Source organism: Kluyvera sp. Awk 3 (assembly GCF_028069715.1).
Taxonomy (GTDB): Bacteria; Pseudomonadota; Gammaproteobacteria; order Enterobacterales; family Enterobacteriaceae; genus Kluyvera; species Kluyvera georgiana_A.
The window spans coordinates 1-10171 of record NZ_JANEWH010000149.1; the positions used below are offsets into that span (position 1 = coordinate 1).

General features: G+C 54.0%; 12 protein-coding genes. 8 read left to right on the forward strand and 4 right to left on the reverse strand.

Translation table 11 applies throughout. The features are described 5' to 3' along the window. Nucleotides 1-134: 134 nt before the first annotated feature. Nucleotides 135-1493, forward strand: a complete 1359-nt coding sequence (locus NNN71_RS21205) for a sensor domain-containing diguanylate cyclase (RefSeq protein ID WP_271459278.1) — start codon at nucleotides 135-137, stop codon at nucleotides 1491-1493. Nucleotides 1494-1529: 36 nt separating this feature from the next. On the opposite strand, the gene slyA is transcribed toward NNN71_RS21205, so the two are convergent. Further along, nucleotides 1530-1970 carry a transcriptional regulator SlyA gene (gene slyA, locus NNN71_RS21210; protein ID WP_163447466.1) on the reverse strand — a complete coding sequence of 147 codons (441 nt, stop codon included), beginning with the start codon at nucleotides 1968-1970 and terminating at the stop codon, nucleotides 1530-1532. 195 nt (nucleotides 1971-2165) lie between these two features. Between slyA and NNN71_RS21215 the strand changes: the two genes are divergently transcribed. From NNN71_RS21215 to NNN71_RS21225, 3 genes are read left to right on the forward strand one after another with little or no spacing between them, the layout of a single operon-like run. Beyond that, nucleotides 2166-2402 (forward strand): DUF1656 domain-containing protein, encoded by a 237-nt coding sequence (locus NNN71_RS21215; protein ID WP_223802534.1) that lies wholly within the window; start codon nucleotides 2166-2168, stop codon nucleotides 2400-2402. Nucleotides 2403-2411: 9 nt separating this feature from the next. After that, on the forward strand, nucleotides 2412-3272 hold the full coding sequence (locus NNN71_RS21220; protein WP_271459279.1) for an efflux RND transporter periplasmic adaptor subunit: 861 nt from the start codon (nucleotides 2412-2414) through the stop codon (nucleotides 3270-3272). Then, nucleotides 3269-5293, forward strand: a complete 2025-nt coding sequence (locus tag NNN71_RS21225; RefSeq protein ID WP_271459280.1) for an FUSC family protein — start codon at nucleotides 3269-3271, stop codon at nucleotides 5291-5293. The genes NNN71_RS21220 and NNN71_RS21225 overlap by 4 nt, the downstream gene beginning before the upstream one ends. 41 nt (nucleotides 5294-5334) lie before the next feature. Here NNN71_RS21225 and NNN71_RS21230 read toward each other — a convergent pair whose 3' ends face one another. Together NNN71_RS21230 and NNN71_RS21235 are read right to left on the reverse strand one after the other, a co-directional pair. Continuing rightward, entirely contained in the window at nucleotides 5335-6231 is an 897-nt protein-coding gene (locus NNN71_RS21230) for an aldo/keto reductase (RefSeq protein WP_271459281.1), read from the reverse strand. 50 nt (nucleotides 6232-6281) lie between these two features. Then, entirely contained in the window at nucleotides 6282-6521 is a 240-nt protein-coding gene (locus NNN71_RS21235; protein WP_064545717.1) for a DUF1289 domain-containing protein, read from the reverse strand. Between the two features lie 143 nt (nucleotides 6522-6664). Between NNN71_RS21235 and NNN71_RS21240 the strand changes: the two genes are divergently transcribed. The 4 genes from NNN71_RS21240 to rnt all read left to right on the forward strand — a co-directional run bounded on the left by NNN71_RS21240 (nucleotide 6665) and on the right by rnt (nucleotide 9645). Beyond that, the gene (locus tag NNN71_RS21240; RefSeq protein WP_271459282.1) at nucleotides 6665-7261 is read left to right on the forward strand and encodes a TetR/AcrR family transcriptional regulator; all 597 of its coding nucleotides are present in this window, start codon (nucleotides 6665-6667) and stop codon (nucleotides 7259-7261) included. Between the two features lie 55 nt (nucleotides 7262-7316). Beyond that, the gene (locus tag NNN71_RS21245; protein ID WP_167575955.1) at nucleotides 7317-8414 is read left to right on the forward strand and encodes an alkene reductase; all 1098 of its coding nucleotides are present in this window, start codon (nucleotides 7317-7319) and stop codon (nucleotides 8412-8414) included. A gap of 72 nt (nucleotides 8415-8486) precedes the next feature. Then, complete coding sequence (gloA, locus tag NNN71_RS21250) at nucleotides 8487-8894, forward strand: lactoylglutathione lyase (protein ID WP_043000807.1); 408 nt, start codon at nucleotides 8487-8489, stop codon at nucleotides 8892-8894. Nucleotides 8895-8997: 103 nt separating this feature from the next. Further along, the gene (rnt, locus tag NNN71_RS21255; protein ID WP_163447459.1) at nucleotides 8998-9645 is read left to right on the forward strand and encodes a ribonuclease T; all 648 of its coding nucleotides are present in this window, start codon (nucleotides 8998-9000) and stop codon (nucleotides 9643-9645) included. A gap of 57 nt (nucleotides 9646-9702) precedes the next feature. On the opposite strand, the gene NNN71_RS21260 is transcribed toward rnt, so the two are convergent. Then, nucleotides 9703-10047, reverse strand: coding sequence for a Grx4 family monothiol glutaredoxin (locus NNN71_RS21260; RefSeq protein WP_035896299.1), 345 nt, complete (start codon nucleotides 10045-10047; stop codon nucleotides 9703-9705). Nucleotides 10048-10171 lie beyond the last annotated feature (124 nt).

Below are 10171 nucleotides of genomic sequence, written 5' to 3' on the forward strand. Positions count from 1 at the left end.
TATATAATAGTTATTCACCCTACCTATTATTTGCGCGCGGACAATATTTCTTTACGTGAAATCAATTAAACTTGAGTCTTATAGGGCCAGGATGCCTCATTGCTTGCAGTGCTTAGCGTACACAGGACTCATATATGCTTTTAAAATTCCCCCTGCAGCGTTTTTTGATTTATATCACGATTTGCTTGATTGGTATTCTATTACTCAATCACTTTTCTAATGTTTTTATTCGCCATGTCCCGGCGATTGCACCTATTTTGTTTCCTACGCTTACGATGTTTCTGATGGTTTTCCATACCATGATTGCGGTATTCATGGTCATGAAATACCTCTGCGATCGACGTCGGCTCTACCTGATGGCCATCGCCTGCGCCTTCGCGAGCTCAGCGGTGCTGATGCTCGGTACACTAAACAGCTATCCTACGTGGTTCCTGTGCGGTGCATCAGATAATATTAACTATAATGACGCCCTGATATTTTATTTCTTCCGCAATATCATAATGGCGGTTTTGTTTATTACCTCCGTAGTATTGTACGCGATAAAATCGCGCGATATGCATAGCATGCGGAATCATATTTTTATCTTAGGCGGATTGTTCGGATTCGCCATTGTCATGCTGGTATTATCGTGGCTCTACTCCAGCCATGATTCTTTATTGAGCGTTAAGCTCGTTGATAATAACACTTTCCAGTACAGCGAAATTTGGAACAACATTGTCAACTGGGCATTAGTTGTAATATGGTTAATCACACTATTTACGCTTATCTTTACGACACAGCTGAACAATATTTTCTGGTACAGCGGCGCATTTTTCTGCGCTTGTTATATCTTCACCCTGCTGGTCCTGATGTCCGGTCAGGATACCGCCAGCTACAGCTGGTATCAGGCACGGTTGTTCGAAACCATTTCCACCCTGTTCCTGATCTTTGTGCTGTTCTGCGACGTGTTTACCCTCTACCGTCAGTCCAACACCAAGTATCTCAACTCATACCAGAACTCGATCCGCGATCCTTTGACGCGGTTGTTTAATCGCAGCTACTTTTATGACTCATTTACCGCCCTGCAGCCGACGATCGCCAACGGCCATCCGGTGTCGGTTATCGTCAGCGACCTCGACCACTTCAAGCGCATAAATGATAAGTACGGCCATCTGCAGGGAGATAAAGTTATTCAGTTTGTCGCCAGGGTACTGCAGGACTCTGTGCGCCAGAACGACGTAGCGGCGCGTATTGGTGGCGAAGAGTTCGCGCTACTGTTGGTCAATACCTCACCTGAGGTGGCGCGCACGATTGCAGAACGTATCCGCCTGGCCATCAGTCAGCATGATGCAGGCAGCAGCAATGCACAACTGCCGGAGTCAATCACCATCAGTATGGGGGTGTTTACCGCCACGGATCTGTCCGTTTCGGTAGAAGAGTGCGTGCGGCGTGCCGATGAGGCCATGTACCGCGCGAAAGAGGCGGGACGAAACCGGGTCGTCGTCTGGGAGTAAGTGAAAAAAACCCGCGAACTTCGCGGGTTTTTCATATCAATCTCGGGATTGCAGCTCGATGATATTCTGCTCAAGCTTACGAATAAGCATGATAAGCATCTCAAGCTCCTCAGCGGAGATGCCAGCCAGAATATCGCCGCGCGTGTGGCTGATAACCGCTTCCATTTCCTCGATCAGAGGCTCAGCTTTCTCCGTTAACTTAATGCGTTTAGCACGACGGTCGTTGGCACAAGTCTGACGGGATATCAGCCCCTTCTCTTCCAGCTGATCCAGCGTTCGGACGAGAGACGGCTGCTCAATGCCAATCGCTTTAGCCAGTTGGATTTGCGACTGCTCGGGTGGAAGCTGATGAATATTATGCAGCGTGACCCAGTGCGTCTGCGTGAGTTCCAGAGGTTTGAGGCGATGGTCAATCAGAGCACGCCAAATGCGCACCAACCGTGCCAGATCAGAACCTAGTGGCGATTCCAATTTCATCTCCTTATAATTAGCTTGCTAAGTTATTATACTGATTTTAGAATAGTGTGCAGTAATTAAATTAGCAAAACAAATGTATTGCCACGTGCACGCAAACCAGATCTATGCTTTACACTGTTTCAAATCATGTGATTTTATGTCAAAACACGACACACTATCGAGCTATAACTCTTCAATTGCAAAGGATTTCTGCTTGTGAAGCTGACTCTCCACATACCGGGACTGCCTCTACAAGACCTCGTCGTCGGTGCTTCGATTTATTTTCCTCCTGTATTTAAGGCTGTCCTTCTCGGCTTCCTTTTCTGGCTGATTTTGCACCGTCTGTTACGCGACTGGATGTACGCGGGCGATATCTGGCATCCGCTATTAATGGATCTCTCTTTCTTCGCGCTCTCGGTCTGCCTTGCGCTGCTACTGTTGGTCATGTGGTGATTTAATCCAATGAAAAAATTAAAATATTTCTCAACGCTGCTGATTGCTGCCCTGGCCATTATTGCCGTCTGGATGGTGTGGAATTACTACATGCAGTCACCGTGGACGCGCGATGGAAAAATCCGCGCTGAGCAGGTTGATATCACGCCGCAGGTATCGGGAAGTATTCTGAGTCTGAACATCAAGGATAACCAGTACGTGAAAGCCGGCGACGTGCTGTTTCAGATAGACCCGACGCCGTGGAAAATCGCTATCATGAATGCGGAAGCAAAAGTGGCGAAAGCTCAGTCGGACCTGCTGCGGGCAAAACATGAAGTTGAGCGCCGTCGTGGTCTGTCGCAAAACTTTATCTCTGCCGAAGATATCGATACCGTCAACATCGCGCTAAAAGTGGCGCAGGCTAATGCTGACGCCGCCAAAGCGGAACTGGAGCACGCACGTTGGCAGCTATCGCAAACCGAGGTCAAAGCCCCCGTTGACGGCTGGGTCACCAATCTCACGACGCGCGTCGGTAACTATGCCGCCGTCGGTCACCCGGTTTTCGCGCTGATTGATAGCCACTCCTTCTATGTCGTCGGGTACTTTGAAGAGACTAAGCTTCGTCATATCCGTGAAGGCGACCGCGCCGATATTGTTCTGTATAGTGATGATAAAAAGTTACAGGGTCACGTATCCAGCATTGGCCGCGCGATTCACGACCAGAGTCTGGCCACTGACGGCAAGCTGGTTGCGGATATTAAACCGACCATCCCATGGGTACGTCTGGCCCAGCGCGTACCAGTGCGCATCGATTTAGACGCGCTGCCGGCTGACACGGTACTGGTCGCGGGTACCACCTGTACCGTCTCAATCGTGAGTGACCGACAATGACCTTTCCGGCGTTGACCTGGCAGTCACTGCCCTGGTTTAAAGCGACGCCGCCGCAATGGCGTTATGCGTTGCGTAACGCTATTGCCATGTGCCTGGCGCTGAGTTTCGCCTACTGGCTGGATCTTGATGAACCCTACTGGGCAATGACCTCCGCAGCCGTGGTGAGTTTCCCGACCGTCGGCGGGGTCATCAGCAAAAGCCTCGGACGTATTGCCGGCAGTCTGCTGGGGGCTGGCGCGGCGCTGATTATCGGCGGACATACGCTGACTGACCCATGGCTGTTTCTGTTTGCAATGTCCGGCTGGCTCGCGCTCTGCACCTGGGCGTGCGCGATGTACACCAACAACGTTGCCTATGCCTTTCAGCTCGCGGGCTATACCTGCGCCATTATCGCGTTCCCGATGATTAACGTCGTCGACGCCACGAAGCTGTGGGAAATTGCCCAAGCGCGCGTCTGTGAGGTGATCGTCGGTATTTTAAGCGGCGGGCTGATGATGATGATTTTACCCAGCACCTCCGATGGCACCACGCTGCTTAGCGCGCTGAAAAATATGCACGCGCGGCTGCTGGAACACGCCAGTATGCTGTGGCAACCCGTCACCACCGACGCCATTCGCAGCGCACACCAGAGCGTTATCGCGCAAATCCTCACCATGAATCTGCTGCGTATTCAGGCGTTCTGGAGCCACTATCGCCTGCGTCGGCAGAATACGTTATTAAACTATCTGCTCCATCAGCAGTTGCGTCTGACCAGTGTAATTTCCAGCCTGCGCCGCTTGATGCTCAACTGGCCCAACGCGCCGCAGAATTTACGTCCGGTACTGGAATCACTGTTGCAGGCGCTGGCCAGACCCGATTGCGATGCCTACACCGTCGCACGTATTATCGCCCCTCTGGCGCCCAGCGATCCGCAAGACTATCGCCATCATGCATTCTGGAGCCGGCTTCGCTATTTTTGCCGTCTCTATCTGACCACCAGTCATTGGCTGTTGCGGCTGCAAAATGCAACCGCGGTCAGCGAATTTAACGTTCCCGCCGCCCCCGCCTTGATGCGTCACACCGACCACGCCGAAGCGGCCTGGAGTGGCATTCGCACCTTTTTTGCCCTCGTCAGCGTGGGAGCCTTGAGCATCAGCACACAATGGGAGTCCGGCGCGGCAGCGCTGACGCTGGCCGCCATCTGCTGCGTGCTCTACTCTAACGTTCCCTCGCCGTTCAGCTCACTGACGCTGCTGATGCGTACGCTGATTCTGCTGTCCATCTTTAGTTTCGGCGTCAAGTTTGGCCTGATGGTGCAAATCAGCGACCTGTGGCAGTTCATGCTGTTCCTGTTCCCGCTGCTGTTGACGATGCAACTGTTAAAGCTGCAAATGCCGAAACAGGCGCGACTATGGGGCTCGTTGATTGTTTTCATGGGATCGTTTATCGCCGTCACCAACCCACCGGTTTACAATTTTGGCGATTTTCTCAATGATAACCTGGCGAAAATTATCGGTGTGGGGTTGGCATGGCTGGCTTTCGCCGTGCTGACGCCCGCGTCAGACGCGCGCAAAAGTCGCCGCCATATTCGTGCGTTACGCCGTCACTTCGTCGACCAACTCAGTCGTCACCCTTCCAGCAGCGAGCACGAGTTCGAATCGCTGGTGTACCATCACGTCAGTCAGTTGAGTACTAGCCAGGATGAGCAGGCACGGCGCTGGCTGCTGCGTTGGGGGGTGGTACTGCTGAACTGTTCGCATGTGGTTTGGCAGCTGCGCGGCTGGGAATCACGATCGGACCCGCTCTCTCAGGTACAAGATATGTGCATTAGCTTATTGCGCGATGTCATGAGTGAGCGCGGCGTTCAGCAACGCCCGCTAGCCGCCACGCTTGAAGAACTCCAGCGCATTTGCCAAACCCTCTCCCATCACCACCAGCCAGCGGCTGCCGAGCTGGCATCGATTCTCTGGCGACTGTATTGCTCACTCTCGCAGCTTGAGACGGCACCGGCACCCGGCACTCTGACCGAGCAAACGGCGTAAAGAAAAAATAGCCCGGCGACGCCGGGCTATGAAGGTGATGATTACGGAACGTCGTAACCCAATGCGGCTTTACGAATGCGGAACCACTGCTGGCGCGTCATGTCGAGAGACAGCACAACGATCGCCGAGCGCACGCGCTCAATTTTGCCGGAACCGATAATCGGCAGCGGCTGCGACGGTAGACGCATGACCCACGCATAGACCACCTGCTCGATGCTGCCCGCGTTCAGCTCGTTTGCCACCTTCGCCAGCTCATCGCGCAGCGGCTGGAACTCCTCGTCATTGAATAAACGCCCGCCCCCCAGGCATGACCAGGCCATCGGACGGATTCGCAGTTGTTGCAGCTGATCCAGCGTGCCATCCAGCAGCGTAGGCTGGTGAATCGGCGAAATTTCAACCTGATTCGTCGCCAGCGTAAAGGGCAGCCGCGACTGCAGCAGCGCGAACTGTGCAGGGGTAAAGTTAGAGACGCCGAAATGACGTACTTTGCCACTCTGGTGCAGTGCGGTGAACGCCTGCGCCACTTCATCCGCATCCATCAGCGGGTCCGGACGGTGAATCAACAGCAGATCGATCACATCCGTCGCCAGGTTACGCAGAGACTGCTCAGCGCTGTGAATGATGTGGTTACGATCGGTAATGTAGTGGCCCAGCGCATGCTCTGGCTTGGCGGTGGTGGCGATACCGCACTTGGTGACAATTTCCATGCGCTCGCGCAGATGCGGCGCCAGCTTCAGCGCTTCACCAAACGCCGCTTCGCACTGATAGCCACCGTAAATATCCGCGTGATCGACGGTCGTCACGCCGAGATCCAGGTGTTCCTCAATAAAGCTCACCAACTGGCGCGGGGACATGTTCCAGTCCATCAGACGCCAGTAGCCCATCACGAAACGTGAAAATTCCGGGCCCTGAGGCGCCAGGGTAATACGTTGAACCATAACCACTTCCTCAATGAAAAAATATCAATCGAGTATACGCACTTTTGCGCTTAAAACAGTGAGGGCTGCTGAGGTTCTTCCGCGTCGGGCGCTTTACCTGCGCGCAATTTGCGCAGTAGCCGCTGACGGCACAGCCGCAGCACCTCCTGTTTTTGCGCATCGCTCATATTCTGCCAGTGAAAACGCTCATCGCGGCTGCGAAAACAGCCACGGCAGAAACCGCGTTCATCCGACTGACAAATTCCCCGGCACGGACTTTGAACCGGGAAGAACTCCAGTTGCTCCGCCACCTTAGCCCCCTATTTACCTCGTCATCCCTTCATTGAAGACGTTTAATTCAGCGGGCGCAACTTTTCTCCCGTTTGATGCGCGCCAGACGGCATTTTCAAAAATTCATTTGCATTAGACCAATCGGTCTATTACAGTGCCTGTCATGAGCAAATCGATTGAACATGATACCCGTGAACACATTCTGGCTACCGGCGAGCGTCTTTGCATGCACCGCGGTTTTACCGGAATGGGTCTGAGCGAACTCCTGAAAACGGCAGAAGTGCCTAAGGGCTCGTTTTATCACTATTTTCGTTCAAAAGAGGCGTTTGGCGTGGCCATGCTGGACCGGCATTTTGCCGACTATCACCAGCGGCTGGTGCAGCACTTTACGCAAGGCGCGGGAAACTACCGCGACCGCCTGATGAACTACTACCAGCACACGCTCGAACAGTTTTGCCAGCAGGGGTTGATTAGCGGCTGTCTGACCGTGAAGCTGTCTGCTGAAGTGTGCGATCTTTCCGAAGATATGCGCGCTGAAATGAATAAAGGCGCCAGCCAGATTATGGTTTTGCTGGCGCAAGCGCTGGAAAATGGCCGCCGTGAAGGCTGCCTGACGTTCAACGGCGAAGCCGAAACCACAGCCCAGGTGCTCTACTCTCTGTGGCTGGGGGCGAACCTGCAGGCGAAAATTTCGCGCAGTTCGGCGCCGCTGGAAAGCGCGCTGACGCACGTCAGGAATCTGATTGCCGCGCCGGAGTGATCCCGGCGTTTTTATTTCCTATACCACTAGACGACCGGTCTACTCAGGAGTCACCATGTCGCAAGAAAAACTGTTTACCCCACTGAAAGTGGGTGCGGTTACCGCCCCGAACCGCGTGTTTATGGCCCCGCTGACGCGCCTGCGCAGCATTGTACCGGGCGACATTCCTACTCCGCTGATGGCGGAATACTATCGCCAGCGTGCAAGCTCTGGCTTGATTATCACCGAAGCCACTCAGATTTCCGCTCAGGCGAAAGGCTACCAGGGCGCTCCGGGTCTTCACAGCCCAGAGCAGATTGCCGCCTGGCAGAAAATCACCGCTGGCGTTCACGCCGAAGACGGACGTATCGCCGTTCAGCTGTGGCACACCGGCCGTATTTCGCATAACAGCCTGCAGCCAAACGGTGAAGCCCCGGTGGCACCGTCTGCGCTGAGCGCCAATACCCGTACCTCGCTGCGTGACGAAAATGGCCACGCGATTCGCGTCGACACCTCGATGCCACGCGCGCTGGAAACCGCAGAAATCCCGGGGATCGTCAACGATTTCCGTCAGGCCATTGCCAACGCGCGTGAAGCCGGTTTCGATCTGGTAGAGCTGCACTCTGCGCACGGCTACCTGTTGCACCAGTTCCTCTCTCCTTCCTCTAACCACCGAACCGATCAGTACGGCGGCAGCGTTGAAAACCGCGCCCGCCTGGTGCTGGAAGTGGTTGATGCCGGTATTAAGGAATGGGGTGCCGAGCGTATTGGTATCCGCGTCTCGCCAGTTGGCACCTTCCAGAACGTCGACAACGGCCCGAACGAAGAAGCCGATGCGTTGTATCTGATTGAAGAACTGGGTAAACGCGGCATTGCTTACCTGCACATGTCCGAACCTGACTGGGCCGGCGGCGTGCCGTACAGCGACGCGTTCCGCGAAAAAGTACGTGCCCGTTTCCACGGCCCGATTATCGGTGCGGGCGCCTATACGCCAGAAAAAGCGGAAGCGCTCATTGAAAAAGGATTAATCGATGCCGTGGCCTTTGGCCGCGACTATATCGCTAACCCGGACCTGGTCGCTCGTCTGCAGCGCAAAGCCGAGCTCAACCCACAGCGCCCGGAAAGCTTCTACGGCGGCGGTGCGGAAGGTTACACCGATTATCCTACGCTGTGATCCTGCATTGATAGCGGCGGCGTTCCGCCGCTATACTAGTAAGATTATTCATAAGTAAGGACGAGGGATATCATGCGTTTACTGCATACCATGCTGCGCGTCGGCGATCTGCAACGCTCCATTGATTTTTACACCAAAGTTCTGGGCATGAAGCTGCTGCGCACCAGCGAAAACACCGAATACAAGTACTCTCTGGCATTTGTCGGTTACGGCGAAGAGAGCGACGAAGCGGTGATCGAGCTGACCTACAACTGGGGCGTGGATAAATACGAGCTGGGCACTGCCTATGGCCATATCGCCCTCAGCGTTGATAACGCCGCGGAAGCCTGCGAACGCATTCGCCAGAACGGCGGCAACGTGACCCGTGAAGCTGGCCCGGTAAAAGGCGGCACCACGGTGATTGCGTTTGTGGAAGATCCGGACGGTTATAAAATCGAACTGATCGAAGAAAAAGATGCCGGTAAAGGTCTCGGCAACTGATTCTCCTCGGGTGCGCGAGCGCACCCGTTTTTTTACCCGCCTTTCCAAGCCGCGGCAAAATTTGCCATAATGCGCGCTACTTTTTCTGAGTTAAGAGATTCTGATGTCCGACAATGCGCAACTTAATGGTCTATGCGACCGTTTTCGTGGGTTTTATCCTGTAGTCATCGATGTGGAAACTGCCGGATTCAATGCCAAAACGGATGCCCTGCTCGAAATAGCGGCAATTACGTTGAAAATGGATGAGCAAGGCTGGCTGATGCCGGACACCACGTTACACTTCCACGTTGAGCCGTTTGAAGGTGCCAACCTCGAACCGGAAGCACTGGCGTTTAACGGCATCGACCCCAATAATCCACTGCGCGGCGCGGTAAGCGAATACGATGCTCTGCATGCCATCTTCAAAATGGTGCGTAAAGGCATGAAAGACAGCGACTGCAACCGCGCGATTATGGTGGCGCACAATGCCACTTTCGATCACAGCTTTATGATGGCCGCAGCCGATCGCGCCTCGCTTAAGCGCAACCCGTTTCACCCCTTCGTCACCTTTGACACCGCCGCGCTAAGCGGGCTGGCGCTGGGGCAAACGGTGTTGTCTAAAGCCTGCATCGCTGCGGGCATGAATTTCGACAGCAGCCAGGCCCACTCTGCCCTGTACGATACCGAGCAGACGGCGATCCTGTTTTGTGAAATCGTCAACCGCTGGAAACGCCTGGGCGGCTGGCCGTTGCCCATCGCGGCTGACGAGTAGCGGCATAAAAAAAGCGACCCATGGGTCGCTTTTTTTGTTTCAGTGCCTGTTAGCCAATTACTCTGCTTTCGGCTCTTCCGCATATTTCGCTGCGGTTTCTTTGATCAGCGGCTGCAATTCACCACGCTGATACATTTCAATGATGATGTCGCAACCGCCGACCAGCTCGCCGTCAACCCACAGCTGCGGGAATGTCGGCCAGTTGGCGTATTTTGGCAGCTCCGCACGAATGTCCGGGTTCTGCAGGATATCAACATAAGCAAAGCGTTCGCCACAGGCAGAAAGTGCCTGAACGGCCTGCGCAGAGAAGCCACAGCTTGGCAGCTTCGGGGAACCTTTCATGTACAGCAGGATCGGGTTTTCAGCGATCTGGCGCTGAATTTTTTCAATTGTTTCGCTCATTGTCTTGCTTCCTCAAACTTCTTTTTACGGCAGTAGTCCACCATTGTAGCGTTTTGCGGCCTGAACAGAAAATAACATTTTATTCACGCCTTACTATTTTATCGTCTGATGAGAGAAGTTGCCT

Excerpts from the sequence above, each read along its gene's own strand:
- NNN71_RS21205 (WP_271459278.1), top strand. The coding sequence starts at position 135 with ATGCTTTTAAAATTCCCCCTGCAGCGTTTTTTGATTTATATCACGATT.
- slyA (WP_163447466.1), bottom strand. The coding sequence starts at position 1,970 with ATGAAATTGGAATCGCCACTAGGTTCTGATCTGGCACGGTTGGTGCGC.
- NNN71_RS21220 (WP_271459279.1), top strand. The coding sequence starts at position 2,412 with ATGAAAAAATTAAAATATTTCTCAACGCTGCTGATTGCTGCCCTGGCC.
- NNN71_RS21225 (WP_271459280.1), top strand. The coding sequence starts at position 3,269 with ATGACCTTTCCGGCGTTGACCTGGCAGTCACTGCCCTGGTTTAAAGCG.
- NNN71_RS21230 (WP_271459281.1), bottom strand. The coding sequence starts at position 6,231 with ATGGTTCAACGTATTACCCTGGCGCCTCAGGGCCCGGAATTTTCACGT.
- NNN71_RS21240 (WP_271459282.1), top strand. The coding sequence starts at position 6,665 with ATGAGCAAATCGATTGAACATGATACCCGTGAACACATTCTGGCTACC.
- NNN71_RS21245 (WP_167575955.1), top strand. The coding sequence starts at position 7,317 with ATGTCGCAAGAAAAACTGTTTACCCCACTGAAAGTGGGTGCGGTTACC.
- gloA (WP_043000807.1), top strand. The coding sequence starts at position 8,487 with ATGCGTTTACTGCATACCATGCTGCGCGTCGGCGATCTGCAACGCTCC.
- rnt (WP_163447459.1), top strand. The coding sequence starts at position 8,998 with ATGTCCGACAATGCGCAACTTAATGGTCTATGCGACCGTTTTCGTGGG.
- NNN71_RS21260 (WP_035896299.1), bottom strand. The coding sequence starts at position 10,047 with ATGAGCGAAACAATTGAAAAAATTCAGCGCCAGATCGCTGAAAACCCG.